We start from the raw sequence: 25,983 nt of genomic DNA, 5'->3' as shown, positions 1-25,983 counted from the left end.
GCCTCTCGCCGAGGTCTCTGGAGCCGGCCAGCGTTGCTGAGAGTGGCGCGAGTCGCGGCACCGGCAAGGCGACAGTCTCAGGCCCGGATCGGATCGAGTGGTGCCCAACCCGAGGTGGCGACAGGGCGTTGGGCCGTCTGTCGGGTGCTGATCGGTCCCGGCTGTCAGTCGAGGCGTCGCGGGCGGCTTGTCGTTCGCCCACACGGTCGAGTCGTCACATGGTCAGGGTGACCTTGGTCAGTCCGCGGGGGTGGTCGACGTCCGCGGCGCGGGCCTCTCCGAGGCGCAGTGCCGCGACCTGGCCGTGGACCACGGCCACGGCATCGAACAGCCAGGCAGGCATGCCTCGAGGCAACTCGATGCGGACAGGAGCAGTGATCTCGACCTGGCCGGCCTCGTGCAGGGCGACGACCCTGACGCCGGATGCGGCGAGGGTGGCGGCCATCTCGCTCCAGTAGCCCGGGGGCCGTCCGGGGGAGCAGACGACCCACGCCGCGCTGCCGGGCCCGTTGGCGGCCACCGGTCCGTGCAGGAGGTCGGGGACGGAGTAGCTTTCGGCCCGAATCCCTGCGATCTCCCGGATCTTCAGAGCCGTCTCGGCCGCGGTCGCGAAGCCCGTGCCTCGACCCACTGCCGTCAGCGGTGTGGCCAGACTCGAGCCCGATGATCCCGAGAGGTCTGGGGCTGGCCGGCCAAGGGCATCGCTGACGGTCGCGTGGAGGAGGTCCGGCATCCGGACCAGGTCCTCGACCAGGTCGGGGGCGCCGAGTGCCACGGCCAACTGGCCCAGGGCGTGCAGGGTCGCGGTGTAGGTCTTGGTCGCCGCGAGGCTCCGCTCTTGACCGGCCAGCAACGGCACCACGACGTCCGCCTGGTCCGCAAGGGGTGAGCTCGGGTCGTTGGTGATCGCGATGGTGGGTCTGCCCTGGTCGCGAGCGACGCTCAGAACCCGCACGATGTCGGGAGACTGCCCGGACTGCGACACAGCGAGCACGGCCGCGCCAGTCATGACCGGGGGTCGGCCCTCGGCGTACAGCGAGGGAGCGGCAAGGTAGGTAGCCATGCCGAGATGACGGCCCCAGAGATACTGCGCGAACCGGGCGGCGTTGTCGGACGAGCCTCGGGCGGCTATCGCCCAGTGGGACACGTCGCTCCCGTGCACGAGCGCGGCGGCCTCGACCGCGGCCCGAAGGCCCTCGTGTGCGCGCGCCGCCACCACCGCAGGCTGCTCCCTGATCTCAGCCTCGAGCATGCTGCCTGGCACGGCTTCCTCCACCCTTGACACGACGATCGGGCCTAGGAAGCATACCCATTATGATGAGTAGGAGTAGTGGTCTCGTGTGGCGACGGGAGACCCTTCCGTGGGGATGACGTTCGAGGACGCCTACCTGGCCAGGACTCCGGGTTCGCGAGAGCTCTTCGAGCGAGCCAGCAAGACGATCCCGGCGGGGGCCGGGAGCAGTGCTCGCACGGTCGGCTTCGGATGGGCGCCGTATCCACCCTTCATGCACGACGGCCGGGGCTCGCGGATTCGCGACGTCGACGGCAACGAGTACGTCGACTACCTGCTCGGTCTGGGCCCGATGATCCTCGGGCATCGGCACCCCACAGTGACCCGAGCAGTTGCCGACGCCGTCTCCGAGTACGGCACCTGCTTCGGTCTCCCGTACCGACTGGAGGTCGAGGCGGCGGAGAAGGTGGTCGAGGCCGTGCCGGGGATCGAGCAGGTCCGGTTCACCAATTCCGGCAGCGAAGCGGTCGGGACAGCGGTGCGACTGGCACGAGCAACGACCGGACGACGCCTGGTGATCCGCTTCGAAGGTCACTACCACGGGTGGCAGGACACGGTGTACTGGAGCAACCACGTAGACCCCGAGCTGGCCGGACCGAGCGACCGGCCGCGTCCCGTAGCTGCCGGCCCCGGCGTTCCACTCGAGCTGGCCGACACCTTGGTCGTCCTGACCTGGAACGATCCCGACAGCTTCCGGCGGGTGATGGACGAGCGTGGAGACGAAGTTGCCGCCGTGATCACCGAGGCCGCGGTCTTCAACACCGGCTGCATCCTGCCCGAGCCCGGCTACCTCGAGCTCCTGCGCGAGCTGACGACCCGCCACGGGGCGATGCTGATCTTCGACGAGGTGATCACCGGGTTCCGCTTCTGCCGGGGTGGAGCACAGGAGTGGTTCGGGGTGACGCCGGACCTGACCACCCTGGCGAAGGGTCTGGGAGGCGGGTTCCCCGTCGCCGCGATCGGGGGCAGCCGGGACGCCATGTCGATGGTCGCCGAGGGCCGCTACTCGCACTCCGGCACCTACAACGCCAACGTCGTGCAGTGCGCGGCGGTCGCAGCCACGATGGATGTGCTGGCCGAGCCGGGGCTCTACGAGCGGCAGCGAGCTCTCGGGGAACGTCTCTCCGGAGGCCTGGTCGAGCTGGCCCGGCAGGCCGGTCTGCCGGCCAGTGCGGAGGGGCTAGGCACGGTCTTCCAGCTGTGGTTCAGCGAGGAGCGCATCCGCAACTGGCGGGAAGCCGACGCGTACGCCGACCATGCGCTCTTCACGCGCTGGTACCAGGAGATGCTCCTGAGGGGCGTGCTGTTCCACCCGCTCCAGTTCGAGAACCTGTTCGTCTCCCTGGTCCACGACGACGAGGACATCGACCTCACACTTGACGCCGCGACGCAGGCGTTCGAGGTCCTCGCCGCCGACCGCGCAGTAGGTTAGGGCGCCACGAGCCTCGACCTTTCGCACGGAGCAAGGAGCCTCGATGACGACGATCCCGCTCGGAGGCCCTCCCGCACGGCCGGGGCGGTCGCGCGGTGCCGGCCGTAGCCGCCTGTTGTACGAGGAGGTCATCGACCGGATCGAGCGGCTCATCGTCGAGCAGGACCTGGGAGCGGGAGACAAGCTGCCGAGCCAGGAGGAGCTGTCGCGACTGTCCGGGGTCAGCCTGATCACGGTGCGGCGGGCTCTGGAGGAGCTCGAGCGAGCGGGTCGGCTACGTCGCCACCAGGGGCTCGGCACCTTCCTTGCCGGCCCGAAGATCCTCAGCGACCTGGGGTTGAGCGGCGGCCTCGGGGAGGCGCTCGGAGAGGCGGTGGAGTCCGACGATGTCGGCACCAGGCTGCTCAGTGTGACCCGCTGCCGGCCGTCTGCCGACCTGGCACGGGCCCTCCAGATCGCCGAGCGAGACCTGGTCTGGCGCGTGCACCGGCAACGACTGATCGCCGAGAAGCCGATGATCCTCGAGACCGCCACGATCCCCGTAGCGCTGGCTACCGATCTCGACATGGTCTATCGAGGGGGCTCTCTCTACGCGACCTTGGCGGAGAGCTACGGATTGGATGACGACTACGAGGAGCAGTTCCTCGACGTGGTCCACCCCGATCCGGAGTCCCGGTCGCTGCTCCGCCTGAGGTCCCGTGACCTGATCGTCCGAATCCGGGGGATCACCCGCCACACCAGCGGGGTGCCGTTCGACGTCTTCGACCAGCAGTACCCAGCGGCGGAGTTCGCGTTCGTCATCGCCGGCCGGGCCGACCGGCGGCTCCATCACGGAGACCTGATCCGAGATTGGTCTGCCACGCCGGTCGACCCCTCGGCACCCGCCGAACGGGCGCCGCGCGGGCGCACGGGGCGGGCGACCCGATTGCGCCCTGAATGAGCGACGACCGGTCGGTCTACGTCGGCCTCGACCTCGGAACCTCGGGGCTCAAGGCCGTGGCCTGCACGACGGACGGGGACGTGGTGGCGCGGGCTGCGGCGGGGTACCCGACGCAGCGACCCGAGGCAGGCGCCGCCGAGCAGGAGACCGCCGACTGGCTCGCCGCGATGCGAGACGTGCTCTCCGACCTGGCTGCCCAGGAGGATCCAACGACCTGGCGCTGCCTGGGCCTGTCCGCGATGATCCCCACAATGGTCACGGCCGACGACTGGGGGTATGCCACTGGCCCGGCAGTCACCTGGGAGGACGCCCGCAGCGAGTCGGAGGCGGAGGAGTTCCACCTGCGGGTCGGCGATCTGTACGCCGTGACCGGCCAACGGCTCGACGGCCGGTACCTGATGCCGATGCTCGCTCGCCTGGGCCGGGTCGACGCGGAGCGCGTAGGGGGATCGACCTGGCTCTTGGGCGCGAAGGACTTCCTCCACTGGTGGCTGACCGGCGAGCCGGCTACCGATCCGAGCACGGCCGCCGGATTCGGGGCCCACGAACTGGTGACCGGCTCCTGGAATGAGTCGATGTCGCAGGCTCTCTCGTCGCTCCTGATGGGGCTCGCGCCCCGCCTGCCCCCCGTGCGTCCATCGGTCAGCAGAACGACCTTGCGGCCGGAGCTCGCAGCGGAGCTCGGACTCCCCGTGGGGCTCGAGGTCTGCCTTGGCGCCGCCGACTCCGTCGCCGGCGCGGAAGGGATGGGTGTGCTGGACCCTGGGACGGTTGCCTACGTCGCCGGAACCAGCACGGTGATCCTCGGCGCGTCGGACCGGCCACGGCTCGACCCACGCCGTCGGTACCTCGTCACGCCGATGGCGCGCCCCGACATCTGGGGCTTGGAGATGGATCTGCTCACGACCGGCGCCGCCCTGCACTGGCTCGCTGGCCTGTCCGGCTCCTCAGAGGGAGAGCTGGTAGAGGCGGCGTACGGGCGGGATGCCCTGTCGGCTCCGACGTTCCTGCCCTTCTTGAGTCCCGGCGAGCAGGGCGCCCTCTGGGATCCCCACGTCTCCGGCACCGTGCTCGGGCTCACCTTGGGTCACGACGTCGCAGACGTCGCCCGCGGCCTGATCACGGGGGTGCTGGTCGAGAGCCGTCGCTGCCTGGCGGTGCTCGCCGAGACGACGGCCACGCCGGGTCCTGTGCACGTCAGTGGTGGCGGCATGGCCTCACGCGGCATGGCCCAGGAGCTAGCGGACGCTTCGGGGCGCACCGTCGTCTGGTCGGCGGAGACCCACGATCACTCCGCCCTTGGGGCGGCCCGGCTCGCGGCGGCGTCCTGCGGTGCCACCTTCGGGGTCGGGGGATCCCGAGGCAGGTCTGTAACGCTCGTTCCGGATACCTCCGCGGCTGAGCGCTGGGCCGCGCTCTCGCGCCGCCACGATTCGCTGCTCGCGAGCGTCGCCCCCGACGCCGTGGTGGTCGCTCGGGCCGTTGACACGTGATACGTCGACTTCATACTCTCTATACAGAGTGTGTGGTCTCAGGGGGCTCGGCCCCGTGGCAGTCTCGAAAGGAGTCGGCTGTGGACGAGAGCCGCATGACCCAGCTTTCCCGTAGGCGGGTGCTCAGTCTGGCCGCGTTGGCCGGCGGCCTCACGGCCGCGCCGTTCACCTTGGAGGCGTGTTCGCCGTCCGGCGTCAAGAAGTCGACGAGCACCGCGCTCCTGCGGGTCGGCTGGACCTCCGAGCCGGACACCCTCAACCCGTTCACCTTCGCCAGCTCGGCGTCGAACGAGATCCTGCAGCTGGTCTACGACTACCTCATGGTCTACGACCTCGACCTGCACCCGGCCCCGGGCCTTGCCTCCTCCAGTGAGTACAGCTCCGACGGTACGTCGATCACCTACCGGCTCCGAGAGGGCGTCACCTGGCACGATGGCACGCCCTTCACGGCCGAGGACGTGAAGTTCACCTGGGACGTCACCAAGAAGCACAACCTCGGTCAGGCCGCCCAGTACCTGCCCGACCTGACCAGCTTCGACATCCAGGACGCCTCGACCGTCGTCGCCCACTTCCGCCGTCCGCAGGCCTTCGACCCCGCCCTGATCATCCCGATCGTGCCGAAGCACATCTGGGGGTCGATGTCGAGCAACGAGATCGCCAAGTTCCAGAACTCGAAACCGGTCGGCACGGGGCCGTTCACGTTCGACAAGTGGGCGCACGGCCAGTACGCGCAGGTCAGGCGGAACGACTCCTGGTGGGGGCCGAGGCCCGCCGCCTCGTCGATCATCTGGCAACACTTCGACAGTCCGGACGTGATGACGCAGAACCTCATCTCCGGTCAGGTCGACGTACTGAGCGAGGTTCCCCCGACGCTGTGGGACAACCTCGCATCCAAGAGCGACGTGAAGGCCGTGGAGATGCCCTCGTGGTCGTTCCACCACATCGGCATCAACGTCTCCGGCAACCCGAAGTCGGGCGGGAATCCGCTGTTGCTCGACAGGCCGGTGCGCCAGGCGCTGAGCCTTGCCCTCGACCGCGAGCAACTGGTCTCGCTCGCCCTGCGAGGCCGCGGGAAGCCGGGCAGTGTGCTGCTGCCGTCCGCGTTCGGCGACTGGCAGTATGACGTGCCGACCGGGCAGCGGCTGGACGCCAACCCCGAGCGCGCCAAGCAACTGCTCGACGAGGCGGGCTACCACGTTGGCGACAAGGGGATCCGGGCGGATGCATCCGGAAAGCCACTGAGCTTCCGGCTGATCGCGATCCAGGCCACCGACGTCGACGTCCGCGCGGCGCAGCTCTTCGTCGCCGATGCCGCCAAGGTCGGGATCGAGCTGAAGCTGCAGACCCTGGACGAGACGACCCTGGGCAACATCGTGTACAACGACTCGGCCCCCAACTGGGATCTTTTCGTGTGGGGATGGGACTCCGGGACCCCCGACCCCGACTATCTGCTGGGCGTCCCGCTCACCAGCCAGATCGGCAACAACAACGACGTCTACTACGCCAACCCCCGCTATGACGCGCTTTACGAGCAGCAGGCAACCACGCTGGACGAGGGCAAGCGGCGCGATGTCGTGCACGAGATGCAGCGGACTTACTACGAGGACTGCGCGTACCTCGTGATGTGGTACCAGAGCAAGCTCCAGGCCTACCGGACCGACACCTGGTCGGGCTGGCAGCCGACGCCTGGCGGGATGGTCTTCAACTTCACCCGTGACAGCTACCTCGACGTCAAGCCCATCTCCTAGGGCCGTGGGAGACGTCCGAGAGTCCGGCGAGTGAGGTGACCGCGGGATACCTGGCGCGCAAGGTGGGCTCGCTCGTGGTGACGCTGTTCGCCGTCCTGACCTTCAACTTCCTGCTCTTCCACGTCCTGCCGGGCGACCCCGTGCGGCTGTTGGCTCGGTCGGGACACCTGGACCCGCAGGAGGCCGCGCAGCTGCGTTCGCTGTTCGGTCTCGACCACTCGCTCCCGGTCCAGTTCCTCATCTACCTCAAGGACGTCGCGCATGGGAACCTGGGCTACTCCTTCGCCTACCGTGCGCCCGTCACCTCGGTGATCGGTCCGGCTCTGCGCAACACCATCCTGCTCCTCGGGGTTGCGACGGTCGTGACCGTTGCCGTGGGCGTCCTCGTCGGTGTGGTCGCGGGTGCCCGGGCGCACAGCAGGATCGACTCGTCGACCGTGACGGTGAGCCTGGCGCTGTGGAGCCTGCCGACGTTCTGGACCGGGATGATCCTGCTGATCCTCGGCGGCGTCTGGCTCGGCGTGCTGCCGGTCTCCGGCATCGCGACCGCTGGCTACGAGTTCACCACCTGGGGCAAGGTCGAGGACACCGCCCAGCACCTGGTGCTCCCGGCCCTGACCCTGGTGCTGGTGAACGTCGCCGAGTTCGTGCTCATCACTCGAAGTTCGCTGGTCGAAGTGATGTCGGAGGACTACATGGTCACGGCACGGGCGAAGGGCCTGCGTCGCCGGGTGATCGTGTGGCGCCACGGCGTTCGCAACGCCCTGTTGCCCGTGACGACGGCGACCGCGCTGTATATCGGGATGGTGCTCGGCGGCGCGATCGAGGTGGAGACCGTGTTCTCCTGGCCCGGGATGGGCCTGCTCACGTACAACTCGGTGCTGCAGCGCGACTACCCCGTGCTGGAGGCATCGTTCCTCATCTTCACCATCGGGGTGATCGTCACCAACTTCATCGCCGATCTGCTCTACCACCTCCTCGACCCGCGAGTGAGGCAGGCATGAGCAGTCCGGTGCCGGGAACGCCGTCGGTCCCCGAGGGGTCGGCGTACGACCTGAGTGAGCCGGTGCGAATGAGAGCTCGGTGGCTGCGCGCACTCTGGGCCGACCGACTGGGACGCAGTGGGCTGCTCCTGCTCGGCATCGTGCTGATGCTGGTGTTGGTCGGCCCGATCCTGTTCCCCTTCCACCCCACGTCCTTCGGGGCGTCCTCGGCGTCGATCCTGCAGGGTCCTTCGTCCAGGCACTGGCTGGGCACCGACGAGCTCGGCCGTGACATCCTTCGACAGACGCTCGTGGGCGGTCGGATCTCGCTGCTGGTCGGGGTGTCGGCGACTCTGATCGCGATCGTTCTCGGCGCGGGGCTCGGTCTGGCATCCGGCTACTTCGCGGGCTGGCGAGACGCGGTGATCATGCGGGTGACGGACTTCTTCCTCGTGCTGCCCACCCTGCCGTTGATCGTCGCCCTGGCGGCTCTGTTCGGCCAGAGCCTGGTGATCACCAGCCTGGTGATCGGCCTGACCAGCTGGCCTCAGACGGCCCGCATCGTGCGGTCGCAGGTGCTCTCCCTCCGTGAGCGGCCCCTGGTGCAACGGGTCCGCTCCCTAGGAGCCACGGATGCGCGGATCATCGGCAGCCACCTGCTGCCGAACCTGCTTCCACTTATCTTCGCCAACCTCGTGCTGGTGCTGGCTGGTGCGGTCCTGGCCGAGGCCAGCCTGTCCTTCCTCGGCCTGGGCGACCCGGTCCACGTGTCCTGGGGAACGATGCTCCACTTCGCCTTCTCCTCCGGGGCCATGGGAGTCGGCGCCTGGTGGTACGTGCTGCCTCCCGGCCTCGGGATCGTGGCTCTGGTGATGGGCTTCTCGCTGCTCGGGCACAGCCTGGAACGGATCCTCAGCCCTCGGTCCCGGGAGGCATCATGAGCCTGCTCGAGATCGACGACCTCGCGGTCACGTACACGCGGGGCGAGTCCTCGGTCGCTGCCGTCGACGGCGTGAGCCTGCAGGTGGACGCAGGTGAGGCGCTCGGGGTCGTGGGCGAGTCGGGCTGCGGGAAGACCACGCTGGGTCTGGCCGTGCCCGGGCTGCTACCCGGCAATGCGAGGGTCTCGGGGGGACAGGTGAGGCTCGACGGTCGCGACCTCGTCGGTCTCGGCGAACGGGAGCTCAACGCCGTTCGGTGGACCACCGCCGCGTTCGTCTTCCAGGGTGCGATGAACTCCCTGAACCCCGTGCACCGCGTGGAGCGGCAGATCGCGGAGCCGATCCTCGCCCACGAGCCCGGTACGTCGCGCGCCGAGGCCCTGGACAGGGTTCGCTCGCTGCTCGAGCAGGTCGGCGTCGCGCCCGCCCGTTCGCGCAGCTACCCCCACGAGTTCTCCGGTGGCATGCGACAACGGGTGATGATCGCGATGGCCCTGGCCTGCCGTCCCAAGCTGCTGATCGCCGACGAGCCCACCACCGCGCTGGACGTCGTCAGTCAGGCACAGGTGCTGGACGTGTTCGACACGTTGCGCCGCCGGCATCGCCAGGCCCTGGTGCTCATCTCCCACGACCTCGCGGCCATCGCCCGCACCTGCGAACGAGTCGTGGTGATGTACGCCGGAGTCGTCGTCGAGTCCGGCCCGACCGCGATCCTGACTCCAGGCCTCGGTGAGGCCTCGCATCCCTACACCCGGGCGCTGATCCGTTCCCGCCCCAGCCTGCGGGGCCCTCGGATCCTGGCGGATGCGCTGCCCGGTCACCCGCCGGACCTCGCCCTGCCGATGGTGGGGTGTCGGTTCGCGGACCGGTGCCCTGTCGCCATCGACATCTGTCGCACCGTCGTCCCGCCGACGGTGACGATCGCGGAGGGACACTCCGCCGCCTGTCACCTGGTCTCGGAGGCGGTCTCGTGACCGCGGCCGACAAGGTCTTGGAGGTGCGCTCCCTGCACGTCGAGTTCCCCGTGCGCGGCTCCCACCACCCCCGTCGGGTGGTGCGGGCCGTCGACGGGGTGAGCTTCGACGTGGCGCGCAGCGAGATCCTCGCGCTCGTCGGAGAGTCTGGGTGTGGCAAGACGACCATTGCCCAGGCAGTGATGCGACTGGTCGAGATCACCTCGGGCCAGATCGTCTCCTCCGGAAGCGACCTCGCCTCGCTGAAAGGGCGCGAGCTGCGGCGGGCCCGCCGTCAGTTCCAGATGATCTTCCAGGACCCGTTCTCCTCACTCGACCCGCGAAAGACCGTCTACGACACGGTCGTCGAGCCCTTGGTGATCCACGGGGTGGGTGCCGATGAAGCGGATCGCCGACGCCGGGTGCTGGAGGCCCTCGACTTCGCCCACCTGCGTCCGGCCGAGCGGTTGGCCGATCGGTATCCGCACGAGCTGTCCGGAGGGCAGCGCCAACGCGTCGCGATCGCGTGCGCGGTGGTGCTGGAGCCGGCCCTGGTGGTCGCCGACGAGCCGGTGTCGATGCTGGACGTCTCGGCCCAGGCCGGCATCCTGCGTCTGATGCTTGACCTGCGGGACCGGCTCGGGGTGTCCTACCTGTTCATCACCCACGACCTGTCGGTGGCGTGGGTGCTGGCCGATCGGATCGCGGTGGTCTACTTGGGCCGGATCGTCGAGATCGGGCCAGTGGCAGACCTCGTCTCGGCCCCGGCGCATCCCTACACCCGGGCCCTCCTGGCCGCCGCGGACGAGGCGTCGGCCGCGTCGCGCTCGGCGCGAACCCTACGGGGTGAGACCCCGTCGGCGGTTGACATCCCGGCCGGGTGTCGGTTCCGACCTCGGTGTCCGCTGTACAGCGAGCTCGGAGAACCCGAGGTCTGCCAGACCGACGACCCTGCACTGTCCTCGGTGGCCGCGCAGAGCGGGCGACAGGTGGCCTGTCATTTCAGTGAGGAGAACCCATGACCGTCACCTCCGACGACGTGGTCGCGCTGGTCAGCGACCTCGTGCGGATCGAGTCCGTCACCCCGTGGCTGGTTCCGGGCGGCGCGGGAGAGGCCGAGGTCGCTCGGTACCTCGCCGACTGGCTGTCGGATCTTCCGGTCGACGTGGTCGTGGACGAGATAGCGCCGGGGCGGACCAACCTCGTGGCCACACTGCGGGGGACCGGAGGCGGGCCCACGCTGTGTCTGAACGCGCACGCGGACACGGTGGGCTTCGAGGGCTGGCCGGACGATGCGCTCCAGCCGCGTGTCGACGGCGATCGCCTCTACGGCCTCGGTGCAGCGGACGACAAGGGGTGCTGCGCGGCGGCTCTGCTGGCGATGCGGGAGCTGGCCGGTACGCCCTTGCGGGGGGACCTCGTCGTGGCCTGTGTCGCGGACGAGGAAGGTGTCTCCATCGGAACTGAGCGGCTCGTACAGCAGCTCCGTGCGGATGCCGCGGTCGTCCTCGAACCCGACGCCCTGCCGCGGCTGGTGGTGGAGCACCAGGGGTTTGGCTGGATCGACGTCGTCGTCCACGGGCGTGCAGCCCATGGCTCGGCCCCCGACGACGGGATCGACGCGATCGTCGCGATGGCCGACATCGTGACCCGGCTGCACCGCCAGGACGTCGAGGTGTTCGCGGCGCACCCGGATCCGCTCAACGGACGCACGGTGTTCCACACCGGGACGGTCCGCGGCGGCACTGACTACGCGACGTACCCGAGCCTGTGCACGCTCGGGATCGAGATCGGAACCCAGACAGGAGAGCGTCTCGACGACCGCGTGGCCGAGATCGAGGCGATGATCGACGACGTCCGGCGCGACGTGCCCGAGCTCGCGGCGGAGGTCGTGGTGCGGCTCGAGCGCGAGCCGTTCGTGGCGCGAGGGCACGAGCCGCTGCTGGCCTGCCTGGATCGAGCGGCGGAGCGGACCCTTGGCGGCCGGCTGACCCCTTCCGGACTCAACGCCTGGACCGATGCCGCACTCATGCAGAACGCCGGGATTCCCACGCTTCTTCTCGGTCCACTCGGGGGCAACTTCCACGCGCCCGACGAGTGGCTGTCCATCTCCGAGACGGTCTCGGTCGTGGACCTCCTGGTGGTGGCGGCCCGGGAGTACCTCGGCTGAGGGAGTAGAGCCCGACGGACCAGACCAGACCAGACCAGACCGAGGAGGTCATCCATGACGAACCCGAGCATCGCGACGCAGATCGACCTGACGCTGTACCCCGACGGGACCCGCCTCGATGCCGACGAGAGCTTGGTCATCGGCGGCTGCCGGGTGGCACAGCTCGCGGAGCAGTACGGGACTCCGGCGTACCTCATCGACGAGGGGGCGCTGCGGGCACGAGCCCGTCGGTACATCGACTCCTTCGCCGACCTGCATCCCGACAGTGCGGTGCTGTTCGCCTCGAAGTCGTTCCCCGCGGCGTCGATCGTCCAGGTGCTGGCCGACGAGGGCTGTGGGGTGGACGTCGCCGCCGCCGGGGAGCTGGCGATCGCGCTGGCCGCGGGGGCCGACCCCGCCACGATGGTGCTGCACGGGAATGCGAAGACCGACGAGGACATCGCCGCCGGGCTCGACGCGGGAGTCGGCCACGTCGTGATAGACGGTCCGGACGACATCGACCGGCTCGTGCGGATGGCCTCCGGCCCGGTCCCCGTTCTACTGCGGGTCAGCCCAGCCCTGGACGCCGCGACCCACGAGAAGATGATGACCGGCCACGACAACTCCAAGTTCGGGATCCCGACCGACATGGTTCCCGAGGTCATCGCTCGGATCCGGCGCGAGCCGATGTTGGACCTTCAGGGCCTGCACGCACATATCGGCTCGCAGATCCTGCAGGTGGAGCAGTTCGAGGCGGAGGTCGCCGCGCTGGCGAAGTTCGAGCGGTTCGGCGTCTACGACCTCGGTGGAGGGCTCGGCGTGCGCTATGTGCACACGGACCGGGCGCCCGAGGTCGAGGAGTACGCCGAGCGGATGGTCGGGGCCGTGCACCGCTATCTGGGCAGCGACGTCCGGCTGATGGTGGAGCCGGGGCGGTCGATGATCGCGCGCAACGGCGTCACCGTGTACCGCGTGGTCACCGTCAAGCACGGCCCACGCGTCCACGTGGCGGTGGACGGCGGCATGGGAGACAACCTCGAGGTGGCCCTCTACGACCAGCCTTTCGAGCCCGCCATCATCGACAAGGGCGGCGACCCGGTCACCTGTGACGTCGTCGGCCGGCACTGTGAGTCGGGGGACACCTTCGTGCGCGACCACGTGCTGGCCGACCCGAAGGTCGGAGACCTGCTGACGATCCCTGTCACTGGAGCGTACTGCTACACGATGAGCAACAATTACAACGGAAACTGCCGCCCTCCTGTGATCCTGTGCCGTGACGGCGCCGCTCGGGTCGCCGTACGCCGCGAGACCGTGGCCGACCTGCTGGGCCGCGACGTGCTCGCCGCTGCGGCCCGTTGAATGGACCTCCAGCGACGGGCCCGAGCCCTCTGCGACGACCTCATCGCGCACGCCGACGTGATCGCCCGCTTCACGCCGACCCCGGGTGGAGTCGTGGTGGTGGCGGACGCCGCAGGCGTGTTGGCAGAGCGCTCCTTCGGGTATGCCGACCTGGAGCGGGGTACACCCATGTCGTCGGACCGCGCGTTCGAGATCGGGTCGATCAGCAAGGTCTTCACGGGACTGCTGATGAACCAGCTCGTCGACGAGGGCGTGACGACCTTTGACACCAGCGTCGAGGACATCCTTCCCTGGATCCGGCTCGGCCCTCACTCGCCTGACATCACCTTGCGCCACCTGCTCAACCACAGCGCAGGGCTCGTCGCGGGCATCGACGCGCTGACCGACGACGTCGACCAGGCCTGGACGCTCCGCGACCTTGCCGCACGTGAACCCGGACAGGCGTTCCACTACTCCAACGCCGGATACGTCGTCCTCGGGCTGGCCGCCTCGGCCATCACCGGCCAAGACCTGACCTCGCTGCTGTCGACTCGGCTGCTGACGCCGATGGGGATGTCGTCGTCGGTCGCCGCCGTCCGTCACGCCGACCGGTCACGGCTGGCCGTGGGCTACCAGCCGGCTGTCGACGACCTCCCCTGGATCCCAGGTGACCCCCTCGCTCGTGCGCCATGGTTCGAGGTCGCAGCCGCCGACGGAAATATCGCGTCGACCGCCGCGGACCTGGCCCGGCTCGTCATGCTCCTGCTGGGCGAGGGCGAGGTGGACGGCCGGCGGGTGCTCAGCACTGACGGAGTCGCACGCATGGTCCAGACGCTGTCGCCCGGAGGGGAGCCGGTGACGGATCCACCCGGATGCCCTCCCGTCGAGTCCAGCCGGTACGGGCTCGGGATCAACGTCGAGTCGATCGGGGGTCACTGCTGCCTGACCCATGGCGGAGGCATGGTCGGCTACTCGACCTTCGTGCTGGTGGACGTCGCCGCGGGCTTCGGCGCTGCGGTTCTGACCAACGCAAACGGCGACGGCCTGACCGCACAGCGCCTCACCCGCTGGCTGCACGCCCGTCTGGCGGGAGCGGGCCTGGCCCCGGCCCCGCCGTTCCCGGTAGGGGATCCGGTGGTGCGTGGCGGGACGCCGGCGACAGCGTCGGTGCCGCTGGGTCGGTTGGTCGGTGACCGGCCCGCCGCGGGCACCCTGGAGGTGTCGTTCGAGCCCTCCGACCGGCGCGTCCGGGTCGACCTCGACGGCGTCTCCGCAACCCTCCACCACGCCGAGGGCGGGCGCTTCGTCACCGATCACCCCCGGCTGCGGCGCTTCCACCTCGACCCCGCGGTCGTCGACGGCGTCCCTGGGTGGGTCTACGGGCCGATCACCTTCCTGCCGGCCGGCTCGCGGAGCGATCTGGCGACCTCGGATGAGTCGGAGCGCGCAGTGCCGGCCCTGTGGCACGCCTTGGAAGGGCACTACCGGACCTTCTCGCCGTGGTGCCCGCACCTGCGCGTGTACCCGCGCTCGGGCCGGCTCTGGCTGGCGGCCCCAGGTGGCGTCGAGGCACCGAGCGAGCCCGAGGAACTCATACCGCTCGGCGAGGACACCTTCCGCATCGGCGCCGATCCCGGACTACCGGAGCGGCTCTTGACAGGTCCGGTCGTAGACGGCCGCGTCGTCCACGTCGTACGCGACGGATGTCGGTACTCACGGGCCTTCACGGACTGACTTCCCGTCGCCGCGATCGGGGTCGTGCCGCCAACGGACCAGACCGAGAACCACCCTCAACCTGCCGACAGCAGGTCAGGGCCGTTCGAGGATCCTCCGCCCGGAGAACCCGACCGTCTACCAGATCGAGACCTGGTAGTCGGGACGTTGCTCGGACGAACATCCCTTGAGGAGTGAAGCGACAAGCCGGCCGCGTCGTGGATCGTCACTGACAGCAGACAGCGAGCGTCTGAGGCAATCGGCGGGGACCGGGCCAGAAGTCACCAGTCCGTCGTCACGGGGGATGGAACCACAAGGAGTGGTCAAGGCCGGTCACCAGCTCTCCGGGCGTGACCCGAGCGACGAAGCACGCCGCGCTGTCGCTCGAGGCGACGGCCGGTGGCCGAGTCCGTCAGCTCACGCTGCCGCGCGAACCAAAGCGACCCACTACCCAACGTGGATGCCAGCCAACACACAGCACCCAGGACAACATGCGAGTGAAGTCCCAACTCGGCGCCAGTCTCGGTCATCGGCCGTATGCAGAGGCCGCCCCCGAGATCAACTCCGATGACCCGGACGGAGGCCCCAGGCTGGACCGGTGCGTGACACGGGGATGCAGCCTGTTGCGCTCCGAGTACCCGGTGCCGAGTGTGCAAACCCCAGTGAGCCATTAGGTGAGCCCGGGCTACCCGGAGTACGGTCGTGGTGACGCTGCTCAAACGCGGCAACGTCGACTACCAGCAACAGGCGTATCTCCGTTAGCGAGATTCCCGGCAAGCGAGGTCGGGCGGCGGCCTTGACGCTTTGGATCGAGCTAGCCGTGCCTCCGCAAGCCCAGTCGGCCCAAGAGCGCCGTGTGCGCGACGCAGCCTTGGAGAGCCTTACCATCTCCGCGGTCGCCAACATCCCCGGCGTGGACTTCGCGAGCGTCACGCTGCGCCACGCGGACCAGTCTATCGAGACGATCGCGGCAACCGATGCGCTGGCCGAGCAGACCGACAGCATCCAGTACAAGTTGCGCGAGGGACCGTGCTACGCCGCGGTGACCACCGATCGCCTGGTGCTGGTCAACGACGTTGCAACCTCACCTGACTTCCCGCGCTACGGGCCAAGCGCCGCGGGTCTGGGGGTGGGATCGCAGGTCGCGATCCAGCTCCTTCACGACGGGGAGCAAGCAGGACTCAACCTGTACGCCTACCAAACCGATGTCTTCGACCGGTCCACGATCCAGTTGGCCGAGCTGTTCGCCACCCAGGCCGGAGCTGTCCTGGAGTACGCCGTTCAGGTCGAGCAGCTCAGCGAGGCGCTTCACACCCGCACCGACATCGGCATCTCGATAGGCATCCTGATGGAGCGCTATGGCATCGACCGCAACCAAGCCTTCGCGTTCCTGGTCCGCAGCTCCCAGGACCGGAACATCAAGATCAGAGTGCTGGCCCATCAACTCATCGACGGGACGTTCGCGTCACTGAGCTGATCGCGTACTCGGATCGACGTGCCGGGCCTGGCCGTCTGGGTTCGAGCCACACCCGGGGGGTTGGGCTGGGACCCGCCGCACCCATGGGCCAACGCTGGGCGAGTCGGGGGAGGCGAGCACATGCCGCGCCGACATCTCCGAGGAACTCTGGGCAGGGCACGAACTGGCGAAGCACTGGCCGCGCCCGCGATGACCGACCAGCGCACACCCGAGCGAGAACTCCGACGTACCGACGAGGCGGACGTCGACACCACGCCTCACTGCTCTGGGTTGGTTGTCCGCCCCGTATCGCTTCGAGCGAGACCCACGTGAGAGCTCGTGCCTCGACGGGGTCCCTGCCCGACCGGCGATTCAATACTCGGCGACCCTCGTCCTTACCAGCGGCCCCGTGATGTGTAACGTTCTAGGGAGCCGCCTTCCCGGCCATGGACGGGTCGGGCGGCGAGGTGCTTCGGCTCAAGTAGCCGGTCCGAAGTGCCGGGGGCGGCTCTGCTCGGCTTGACCGGGTGGGGTCGTTTCTTTGCCGAAGATCGGGGTCAGTCGTCGATGTCGGGTCTGGGTCCGTTGATCTGGTCGACGAGCCTTTGGGCAATGTCGCGGACCTTGATGTTGTCGGCCTGCGAGGCGCGAACGAGGAACTGGAAGGCGTTGTCCTCGGGAATGTCGTAGCGTTCCATCAGGATCCCGATGCCCTGCCCGATGACCTTGCGGGTGTGCATGGCCCGGTTGAGCTGGTCGACCTCGGTGACCCTTCCCAGCTTCGTGGCGGCGTGGATGGCGAAGAGCTCGGCGATCGACTCGGCCTCGGGCTCGATGTCGTCGCTGATGGTGGAGTAGAGGTTGATGCCACCCAGGGTCCCGTTCTCGTCGAGGCCGAGCTTGACCGCCAACTGTGACCGGAGCCCCATCTGCACCACTCGGGGGATGTAGCGTGACCACCGCTCTTCCTGACGTAGGCGGGGCACCGAAACCACGTGTGCCGCGCCGAGGGCGTCCAGGCAAGGTCCTTCGCCGAGGCAGTACTGGACGTTGTCGAACTCCAAGACTCGGGCATCGGTGACCGCCCGGGTCGAGACGTTCCCGTAGGCATCGACAGTTGAGATGCCCACAAGGTCGAAGCCGGGGATGGACTCCCGAGCTGCGAACGCGATCGCCTCTAGGGTTGCTTCCACAGACGAGTCGGCGTCGTTGAGCCTGCGAGCCGCCGACGCGATCGCAGCCGTCACTGTGTCGAACGACATGAAGGATCCGTTCAAGTTGGCCAGACGGTGCGCAGTAACGCGGGCCACTTCTTGACCGACATCGCCGACTCTGAGGGAACGGTACTCGACTCCTCACGGGCGCCAAACCCCGCCTGGTCGGAGGGCCAGTCACGATCCGCGTGCACGCCCCCTCCGCCATGGCGCGTCCGTGCCGTGACCGGGGCCTTACGAGGGGCCCGAGTTCGGCAGGTTAGTGGTCAAGGGCTCGCTGGTCTGCTCCTACTTCGGCTGAACGCTGTCGGTTGCCATCGTGGCCAACCAGCACAGACGTGTCTTCGTCATCGATGCGCAGCAGGCCGGATCGGCGGCAGCTTGGTGGTGCCGAGAAGAGCACCTCGGACGGATCCGCCCCTGATCGGCCGTGAACGCAGCTGACCGAGATGGCGTTCGATGGCTGACCCGGTCATGATCAATGCAGCACAGAGAGCACACGAGCGACCGTAGGCTGAGACTGACACGCTCGGGCACGATGGCACGCGCTCGTCGGTCGAGGTCTGCCAGCACTTCTCAGAGATCGCTTTCGTCCGGATCCATGAGCTCCCGAGAGCCTCCTCGGTCTCCGGCACCGGTTCCCATGCACGACCCCCTGATACCTGAGGGCCGATCCTCACTCCCTGCGGCGTACCCGGTCGGAGACCGGTCATGTCATCGAAATCCGGGTACGACCTGGAAGAACAGGCACGCCGGAGGACACGAGGAGAGGCGATGGCCCGCAACGTCGCGCAGAAGCTGATCGAGGCCCACCTGGTGGAGGGGGAGCCGGAACCCGGCACCGAGATCGGGATCCGGATCGACCAGACCCTCACCCAGGATGCGACGGGCACGATGGTGATGCTGGAGTTGGAGGCGATGGAGCTCGACCGAGCCAAGACCGAGGTTTCCGTGCAGTACGTCGACCACAACCTGGTGCAGTCGGGCAGCCGTAACGCCGAGGACCACGAGTTCCTGCGTTCGGCGTGCCGGAGGTTCGGACTGTGGTTCTCCAAACCTGGAAATGGCGTCTCACACCCGACGCACATGGAGCGGTTCGGCCAACCGGGCAAGACTCTGGTCGGCAGCGACAGCCACACCCCTGCCGCCGGCTCCGTGGGAATGCTCGCGATCGGGGTCGGGGGGATCGAGGTCGCCCGGGCCATCGCCGGTGAGCCCGTCTACGTGCGGATGCCGGAGATCTGGGGGGTGCGCCTCACCCACCAGCTGCCTGCCTGGGTCAGCGCCAAGGACGTGATCTTGGAGATGCTGCGCCGCCACGGCGTGAAGGGCGGGGTCAACCGGGTGATCGAGTACTACGGTCCCGGCGTCGAGACGCTCACTGCGATGGATCGACACGTCATCGCCAACATGGGAGCCGAGCTCGGCGCGACCAGTACTGTCTTCCCCTCCGACCAGCAGGTTAGAGAGTTCCTGCGCTCGCAGGGGCGAGCCGACGACTTCGTCGACCTGGTGGCCGACCAGGGCGCGGAGTACGACGTGCACGACGTGATCGACCTGGCGGCAGTGGAGCCGCTGATCGCGACGCCGAGCTCGCCGGGAAACGTCGTTGCGGTGGCCGAGATCGCCGGCACGGAGATCGAACAGGTCGTGATCGGCTCGTCGGCGAACCCCGGGCTGCGCGACTTCGCGATGGCGGCGGCGATCGTAGGAGGCCAGCAGACCGACCCGAGGGTGTCGTTCGACGTGAATCCCACCTCGCGTCAGATCCTGCAAGATCTGACCCGGATGGGGGCGACGTTCGACCTCGTCGCGGCCGGGGCGCGACTGCACCAGTCGGGCTGCCTGGGCTGCATCGGGATGGGTCAGTCTCCGACCAGCAGCGGCAACAGCCTGCGCACGATGCCGCGCAACTTTCCCGGACGATCGGGCACTGCCGACGACCACGTCTACCTGTGTTCCCCGGAGACCGCGGCGGCCTCGGCCCTGACCGGCGTGATCACCGATCCGCGAACTCTTCCCGAGACGCTCGGGATCGCCTTCCCAGCTCTTGACCTGCCAGCAGACTCGAGCGTCAACACGGCCATGTTGGAGCCCCCTCTCCCGGCGTCCGAGGCGGCGGGGGTCGTGCTGGTCAAGGGTTCGAACATCGGTGAGCTGCCTGAGCTCGACCCGTTCCCCGACCAGGTCGAGGCACCGGTGCTGGTCAAGGTGGACGACGACGTCTCGACCGACACGATCATGCCGGCCGGCGCCGAGGCGCTCCCGTTCCGCAGCAACATCCCCAAGCTGGCTGAGTTCGCGTTCCGAGACATCGACCCGCACTACCCAGCGCAGGCTATGAAGGCCCAGGCCACCGGGCACGTGATCGTCGCCGGCTCGAACTACGGGCAGGGGTCCTCACGGGAACATGCTGCGATCGCGCCTCGCCATCTCGGACTGCGAGTCGTGCTTGCCGGGTCCTACGCGCGCATCCACTGGCAGAACCTGGTGAACTTCGGGATCCTGCCGCTGGAGTTCGTCGACAAGACCGATCATGACGCGATCCAGGTCGGCGACGTCCTGTCGGTGTCGGGCATCCAGGAAGCCCTCGGCTCGAGCGAGGCCAGGCTGACGGTGCGGAACGTCAGCCAGGAGACCGAGGTTCGGGTGCGACACCGACTGTCACCGCGGCAGGCCGATGTGCTGCTCGCCGGTGGACTCGTCCCCTGGTTGGCGAAGCACCGCCAGTAGCGGGCGAAGCCGGGAGCTGTGCGAATGGAGGTGGTCAATCCGCAGGCCCAGGCGGTCGGTCACCACGAGGGGCGTGACCGCGGGCCGTGCTGACCGGCATTCCCGGCAGCCGGATCCTGTCGGGCGCTTGCGCAACAGCACTGCGGCCAGTGCCGCCGCAATCCCCGGCGGATATCGCGCCGTCACGACGGGCAGCGCCCGTTGGTCAGGCATGGGAGGACGCCGCGAACGACGACTGGCCGACACCGATGCGGGTCATCGCTCGCCGCCGATGCCTCACTCCCGATCGTGTCGAGACAGATGACCCGAATCCCACCCTGCCCCCGACCACCTGCCGATGAGCCACCTCGTGCTCCCCGGTGGCGCCGACGAGGCGCGCTGAACGCCCGCCCGGGACTGTCACCTGCGCCGGCGCCGCAACACCGACGGCACGAGATGGTGTGCCTCCGCATCCTCCGTCCCCGGGCGCAGGTGGACAGCAGTCACCGGGGAGGCCAATGCGCGCTCGCCGCGCTCTAGCCACCCCTCGAGGTCCGGCGTGTGCGGCCGGGCACCCGATACCGCCGGCACGACCAAGGACGCGAGCAGGCCGCCCACGCTCAGCGCGAGGGTGACCCAGATGCCGATTCGCACTCCGTCGTACGGCGCCGATTGGCGCTGTGAGAGGTACAGCACGACCGGTCCTACGGAGTACGTCGCGACGAGCCGAAGCAGCTGAACGAGCGCGAAGGCTCGCCCCAGGAGCTGTGAACTGACTCCCAAGCCAGCTAGGAACAGCCCAGGGGCCACGGTGGCTCCAGCCCCGAAGCCCAGCAGAGCCGCCGCCCAGGGCACCACCGTTGTCGTACCAGAAGCGCTCAGGAGGAGCAGCGCGGCGCACCCTCCGACCAAGGCCAGCAGGCCAAGGTTCACCAGGTAGGGGAGGTAGCGAGTCGTGAAGAGAACGCCGAACAGTACGGCTGCCGGTACCAGCCCAACGGGCATCGACCAGAACAGCGCGCCGGCCGAAGAGGGCGACGAACCGGCCACGTCGGCCAGATACAGCTGTACGAGCTCGACCGCCGTGACGAAAGTCGCGCCCGCCACCATGGCCACCAAGGTGCCGGTGACGGGAAGCTGCGTCGACAGCGGTCCCACCGGCATGAGCGCTCCGGGGCGCCGTCTCTGGTGCACGACTAGAGCTGCCAGGGTCCCGAGCCCGAGGACGAAAGGAGCCCAGAACCTCCACGACGACCACGAGGTCGAGCTCAGCCACGACGTCGAGAGGAAGACCAGGACGGCTGCCGTGGCGGTGAGTGCCAGCGCGGAGCCGTCCAGCTGGACATCACGGTCGACCGGGTCCAGCTCCGGGTAGCCGGCGTACGCCGTGACCAGAGTGAGGGCGCCGAGGGCCGCGATGGCCCACATCAGCGCGCGCCAGGACCAAGGGCCCGCGGCGATCCCGCCCACGAGCGGCCCGAGAGTGGTGGCGCCGAAGAGCCCGATGTCGACGATGCCTGCGGTCAACGCCAGCCGTCCTACGCCGAACTGGGTGATCAGCGGCGGCAGGGCCGAGATCATCATCATTCCGGTCGCACCGCCCTGGAGTACGCGGCCGACCAGGAACGGTGCTGTTGACCAAGCAGCCGCTGCGAGCACCGAGCCACCCATGAACGTCGCGGCGTACCCCAGGAAGAGCGGCCGCTGGCGGTGGCGCTGGGCCAACTGCGCGGCCACCACGACTCCGACCGCGAACGCCGCGTTGCTGAGGCCGTTGGCGACCTGCAACCAGGCGAGCGAGGCCCCCAGGGCTCCGCTGAGCACCGTGCTCAGTGGCAGGAACGACGTACTCAGCACGAGGTCTGGGCACAGCCCGAGCAAGACGATGAGGACCGCGAGCGCATAGCTGCCGCGAAGCCGGGTGCTCACACCGCCGCCCGTACCCGCTCCGGCCGCTGGCAATCCGCGTGGCGGGGCGGTTCCGTCGAGCTGGCCGGGTTGATGGGCGAAGACGCATCCGTGGAGTCGGACGTGGTCGGCGACGTAGCCGCCACGAGGTCACGTGCCTCGGTGGCTGCTGGGGGCTGCGCACCCGGCATGCCACTGGCTCGGCAGGCTACCGGCGTTCCCTGCTTCGAGTCGGACCCGGCTGACGGCCTCGAGCAAGACGCTGGATGCGTCCGGGCACGGACGGCAGGCTTCGGAGCATCCTGGACTGCACCGGGGGCACGTGCTGGTGTGAGCCGAGTGCAGCAGGACGTGCAGGCACCTCCGCTGTGGGTGGTGGGTGCGATGCGGACGCCGGGTGGACGTAGCGTGGCCCGACCCCGTGGCCAGGCTCCGCCACTCCATGGGTGTCTGGCCGCTGGTCATCGACGATGCGACCGAGGTCGTCGAGTCCGCGGTCGGCCGGATGATGCGGCTGCGTGCCAGAGCCTGGGCTGATGGTGCCACGACCCCTTCGCTCGCTGGGAGATGCTCGGGGAGGCTGTAGCGCCGATCCGACAGCTCCGGACGGGCGAGGTCGTGTCCTGGGAGGGCAAGCACCACCGCGTCGACCACGCCCGGATCCACGACCTCCTCGCCACACCGCCCGAGATCTACGTCTGGGGCTTCGGGCCGAAGGCGATCGACGCGGCGGCCGGAGCTGCGACCGCTACCTCAACACGGGCCCGGATGCCGACATGGTCCGAGGGTTCCGGGACGCACCAGGCGGCAAGCCGGCAGACGCCGGCGCGAAGGTCGCCTTCGCGGCTACCGCGGATGAGGGCTGGAAGCACGCACACCGGCTCTGGTCGAAACTCCGGCCTCCCCGGCGAGCCGGCCCCGGTGCTGCCGACGCCGGCGACGACATGCTGTCGGTCGCGAACATGGGTCCGCACCACCAAGAGATGACCCGCTTCTAGGGCGAGCAGATCCTGCCAGCGGTGTGCGAAGGCGCGACGCCGACGGCCGCCGTCCAGAGTCCCTGACGGCGGGCCTTGCATCAGGACTGTAAGGCGAAGTAGCGAAAGTGCGACTTCGCTGGAGCGCTGCTGCCGAGCTTTGCGCCCTGCCTCACCACCGGCGCGGGGGCGCGGCTGTCAGGCGGGCGCTATCGCGGGGGCTGCCCCCCGAGGTCAAGTCCGGTGATCCGGAGGGCAGCCCCTCAGGCTGGACCGGTGCGTGACACGGAGAGGCAGCCTGGTGACCGCTGGGTACCCGCCGCGGGTTGTAGCAAACCTGCCTCGAGCGATTCGGGTACTTGGAGCAACCGCTTCGGCAGGCACGCCGGGTCGATCACGGGCCGCGGCCACGGCCGTTGCCACCGAGCGCGCTTGGATGGCGCCGATGCGCGGCGGTGTGAGGTACCCCGTGGGTTGAAGGTCGGGTAGCCGGTGGGACGAGTTCCGATGTGTAAGCCGGGATGGGGTGGGTACGTGGCAGGTTGCCCATCTGGGATGGTCTCCTATGTCGTCGATTGCTCGGATCGTGCGTGACAACAGCATGTCGATCCTGTTTGGGCTCCTCTTCGTGGCCGCGCTCGCGGGCCAGGCGGTTACCGGCTACCACGAGGCGAACCAGCAGCTCGCCGCTCGAGGGCGGGCTGCGATGAGCGTCGGTAGCTGGCTGACCTCGGGCGGTTTCGTCAACGCCATGGCCGTCAACTGGCAGGCGGCCATCCTTCAGTTGGCGACGCTCGTCCTTGCCGGTGCCGTGCTGTATCAGCGGGGCGCCTCCCATTCCCGTGATCCCGACAAGGAGAAGCATGAGGATGCCGAAGACAGGCAGCGTGAGGCCGACGAGGAACGGCGGTTCACCTGGGTACGCCGGCATTCTCTGTCCCTGGCGCTCTTCGCCTTCTTCCTGCTCGCCTTCACGGCTCACCTCTTCGTGGGGGCCGCCGCCTACAACGAGCAGCGCAGCCTGGCGGGGCAAGGGCCGTTGACGCCGACGGCCTACGCCGCTTCCGCACAGTTCTGGTTCGAGAACTTCCAGACGTGGGAGGCGGAGTTCGCGGTGATCCTCGTCTTCGTCGTCCTCACCATCTTCCTTCGCGAGGAGAGGTCGGCGGAGTCCAAACCGCTGGGCGCCAGCGAGGCCACCACCGGCGAGACAAACGACTGACCGACGGCTCCGGGGGCCCCTGGGTCGGCCACGGAAGCCGTGGGCTCTTTGGAGGTGCGGATCGCTTCTATGCGGCGGCGCACGCATGCCAGGAGAATTTCTGCGCAGCGTGATCACGCTGCACCAACGAAGCAATGACGGTGTTACGTCACGAGCGCGACTGTGAGGGCTGCGGTGAGCGTTCCGACCCCTGGGTGGGACTCCACCCCTCGGCCAGGCGAAGGCGAGCCATCAGCGCGGTTCCGGCGGGCTCACCCGGACCGGTTGGCAGAGATCGTCCGCACGGACTGGTCGGGGGTCATCTCGGACAACCGACGTCGGATCATCACGGCCGCGAGGTCAAGCACTGGATCACGGTGCCACGCACGTGGACGACCATGCCGTTGCTCCCGTCTGAAGATGTCCACGGGACGCGGGCCCAGGACCTCGCCCGGCCTCATCTCGGTGCCTGCCATGACCCCGACGATGTGGCGGACCTTGTCGTCCGGCTTCGACCCCACCCGGTCGCGGCTCGCGCCTCCAGAGGGCTGCCGCCGCTCTGATCGCCTGGACCTTGCGTCGGACCTTCCGGGAGTTCCTCTGGCAGGTCTGGCGGACTCCGGGATCAGCCGAGGTGGCACCGGGGTACCGGCGCAGCCGTGCTGGCCCGCGGGCTCGGCATCGACGCGGCAGCGACCCACCTGGGCCACACCTCGACCGTGATCACCTGGCACCACTACATCGAGCCCGACCCGGTCCGTCGACTTCGGCGCGGCCGAGGTCCTCCAGGTGACCCTCCGACCGGTAGGTCCCTTTCACGGTGGTGCGTCGTCATCCGGATCAGGTCTTCATCTGCTCGGCGTGATCTGGGTTTGGACCGAGCAGCTGGTGCCGTAGGCGAACAGCGCGAACGTGAGGGTGAGGGTGTGCCCTGACTGGATGATGACAAGGTTGCCGGTCACGCCCGCGTCGTTGACCAAACGGAAGTCCGACGATAGCTGCGTGGATGCAGCGAAGCTGATCAGTCCTGCTCCGTCTTGCCCCACGCCGTTCGGAAAGCTGAAGCTTCCGCTGCTGTTCGTGACCAGAACGTCGTTGCCCTGTACGACGTAGCGCCTGGGGCTGGTCAATTGCAGCACCGCGTGCTGGCCGCCCATGTCGTTGAAGCAGGATGCGGTGAAGGTGAAGTTGCCGACCGTCGCGTGCTTCTTGGCGCTCGTCGCGCTCACCGCCAGCGGGGTGGGGGCGACAGCGAGCTTGATGGATGAGTAACCCTTGGGACAGGCACCGGAGCTGACCAGGCGCAGCTTGTGGTGGGTGTTCGCGCAGGCCGCCGCGTAGGTGTCGGACGGTTTCGACTTCGCAGCAGTGGCGGCGTAGGTGATGGCGCCGGTAGCAGCCATCAGAGCAGCGACGCAGGCAGCGACGCAGACGCTTCGAACGCGGCGGGACAGGTGCATCGAGGTCTCCTGACGAGCGGCGCAGGACGGGTGAAAGCACAGCGAACCACGGCGAGCAATCGGAAGCCAGGAGT

At 68.7% G+C, this 25,983-nt stretch carries 18 protein-coding genes; 14 read left to right on the top strand and 4 right to left on the bottom strand.

The window, feature by feature from the left end; all coding sequences use genetic code 11:
* Positions 1–214: 214 nt before the first annotated feature.
* On the bottom strand, positions 215–1,216 hold the full coding sequence (locus tag VHW64_RS08725) for an SIS domain-containing protein (protein ID WP_329650137.1): 1,002 nt from the start codon (positions 1,214–1,216) through the stop codon (positions 215–217).
* A gap of 151 nt (positions 1,217–1,367) precedes the next feature.
* Between VHW64_RS08725 and VHW64_RS08720 the strand changes: the two genes are divergently transcribed.
* The 12 genes from VHW64_RS08720 (at position 1,368) to VHW64_RS08665 (ending at position 16,458) form a co-directional block, all read left to right on the top strand.
* A complete protein-coding gene (locus VHW64_RS08720) occupies positions 1,368–2,723 on the top strand; it encodes a glutamate-1-semialdehyde 2,1-aminomutase (protein ID WP_329650136.1) in 1,356 nt (451 codons plus the stop codon).
* A gap of 43 nt (positions 2,724–2,766) precedes the next feature.
* Positions 2,767–3,663: a GntR family transcriptional regulator gene (locus tag VHW64_RS08715; protein WP_329650135.1), complete on the top strand. Its 897-nt coding sequence runs from the start codon at positions 2,767–2,769 to the stop codon at positions 3,661–3,663.
* The gene (locus tag VHW64_RS08710) at positions 3,660–5,156 is read left to right on the top strand and encodes a xylulokinase (protein WP_329650134.1); all 1,497 of its coding nucleotides are present in this window, start codon (positions 3,660–3,662) and stop codon (positions 5,154–5,156) included. Before VHW64_RS08715 ends, VHW64_RS08710 begins: the two co-directional genes overlap by 4 nt.
* A gap of 95 nt (positions 5,157–5,251) precedes the next feature.
* Positions 5,252–6,904, top strand: a complete 1,653-nt coding sequence (locus VHW64_RS08705; RefSeq protein ID WP_329650133.1) for an ABC transporter substrate-binding protein — start codon at positions 5,252–5,254, stop codon at positions 6,902–6,904.
* Positions 6,905–6,939: 35 nt separating this feature from the next.
* Positions 6,940–7,908 carry an ABC transporter permease gene (locus tag VHW64_RS08700; protein WP_329650132.1) on the top strand — a complete coding sequence of 323 codons (969 nt, stop codon included), beginning with the start codon at positions 6,940–6,942 and terminating at the stop codon, positions 7,906–7,908.
* A complete protein-coding gene (locus tag VHW64_RS08695) occupies positions 7,905–8,828 on the top strand; it encodes an ABC transporter permease (RefSeq protein WP_329650131.1) in 924 nt (307 codons plus the stop codon). Before VHW64_RS08700 ends, VHW64_RS08695 begins: the two co-directional genes overlap by 4 nt.
* Positions 8,825–9,802, top strand: a complete 978-nt coding sequence (locus VHW64_RS08690) for an ABC transporter ATP-binding protein (protein ID WP_329650130.1) — start codon at positions 8,825–8,827, stop codon at positions 9,800–9,802. The genes VHW64_RS08695 and VHW64_RS08690 overlap by 4 nt, the downstream gene beginning before the upstream one ends.
* Positions 9,799–10,803 (top strand): ABC transporter ATP-binding protein, encoded by a 1,005-nt coding sequence (locus VHW64_RS08685; RefSeq protein WP_329650129.1) that lies wholly within the window; start codon positions 9,799–9,801, stop codon positions 10,801–10,803. The genes VHW64_RS08690 and VHW64_RS08685 overlap by 4 nt, the downstream gene beginning before the upstream one ends.
* Positions 10,800–11,951 (top strand): M20/M25/M40 family metallo-hydrolase, encoded by a 1,152-nt coding sequence (locus VHW64_RS08680; protein WP_329650128.1) that lies wholly within the window; start codon positions 10,800–10,802, stop codon positions 11,949–11,951. Before VHW64_RS08685 ends, VHW64_RS08680 begins: the two co-directional genes overlap by 4 nt.
* Before the next feature lie 54 nt (positions 11,952–12,005).
* Positions 12,006–13,289: a diaminopimelate decarboxylase gene (gene lysA / locus VHW64_RS08675; RefSeq protein WP_329650127.1), complete on the top strand. Its 1,284-nt coding sequence runs from the start codon at positions 12,006–12,008 to the stop codon at positions 13,287–13,289.
* Positions 13,290–15,002 carry a serine hydrolase domain-containing protein gene (locus tag VHW64_RS08670; RefSeq protein ID WP_329650126.1) on the top strand — a complete coding sequence of 571 codons (1,713 nt, stop codon included), beginning with the start codon at positions 13,290–13,292 and terminating at the stop codon, positions 15,000–15,002. It abuts the gene before it with no gap.
* 835 nt (positions 15,003–15,837) lie between these two features.
* Positions 15,838–16,458 (top strand): GAF and ANTAR domain-containing protein, encoded by a 621-nt coding sequence (locus tag VHW64_RS08665; RefSeq protein ID WP_329650125.1) that lies wholly within the window; start codon positions 15,838–15,840, stop codon positions 16,456–16,458.
* 536 nt (positions 16,459–16,994) lie between these two features.
* Here VHW64_RS08665 and VHW64_RS08660 read toward each other — a convergent pair.
* Positions 16,995–17,699, bottom strand: a complete 705-nt coding sequence (locus VHW64_RS08660) for a GAF and ANTAR domain-containing protein (protein ID WP_329650124.1) — start codon at positions 17,697–17,699, stop codon at positions 16,995–16,997.
* A 726-nt stretch (positions 17,700–18,425) separates the two neighbouring features.
* Here VHW64_RS08660 and VHW64_RS08655 point away from each other — a divergent pair.
* A complete protein-coding gene (locus tag VHW64_RS08655; RefSeq protein WP_329650123.1) occupies positions 18,426–20,384 on the top strand; it encodes an aconitate hydratase in 1,959 nt (652 codons plus the stop codon).
* Positions 20,385–20,783: 399 nt separating this feature from the next.
* Here VHW64_RS08655 and VHW64_RS08650 read toward each other — a convergent pair whose 3' ends face one another.
* Positions 20,784–22,292 (bottom strand): MFS transporter, encoded by a 1,509-nt coding sequence (locus VHW64_RS08650; RefSeq protein WP_329650122.1) that lies wholly within the window; start codon positions 22,290–22,292, stop codon positions 20,784–20,786.
* 1,521 nt (positions 22,293–23,813) lie between these two features.
* Between VHW64_RS08650 and VHW64_RS08645 the strand changes: the two genes are divergently transcribed.
* The gene (locus VHW64_RS08645; RefSeq protein WP_329650121.1) at positions 23,814–24,470 is read left to right on the top strand and encodes a DUF6766 family protein; all 657 of its coding nucleotides are present in this window, start codon (positions 23,814–23,816) and stop codon (positions 24,468–24,470) included.
* Between the two features lie 827 nt (positions 24,471–25,297).
* On the opposite strand, the gene VHW64_RS08640 is transcribed toward VHW64_RS08645, so the two are convergent.
* A complete protein-coding gene (locus VHW64_RS08640; protein WP_329650120.1) occupies positions 25,298–25,909 on the bottom strand; it encodes a hypothetical protein in 612 nt (203 codons plus the stop codon).
* Positions 25,910–25,983 lie beyond the last annotated feature (74 nt).

It is taken from the genome of Nocardioides sp. (assembly GCF_036267815.1).
Taxonomy (GTDB): Bacteria; Actinomycetota; Actinomycetes; order Propionibacteriales; family Nocardioidaceae; genus Nocardioides.
The sequence above is the reverse complement of the archived record's forward strand: the minus strand, read 5'-3'. Positions and strand labels throughout refer to the sequence as shown.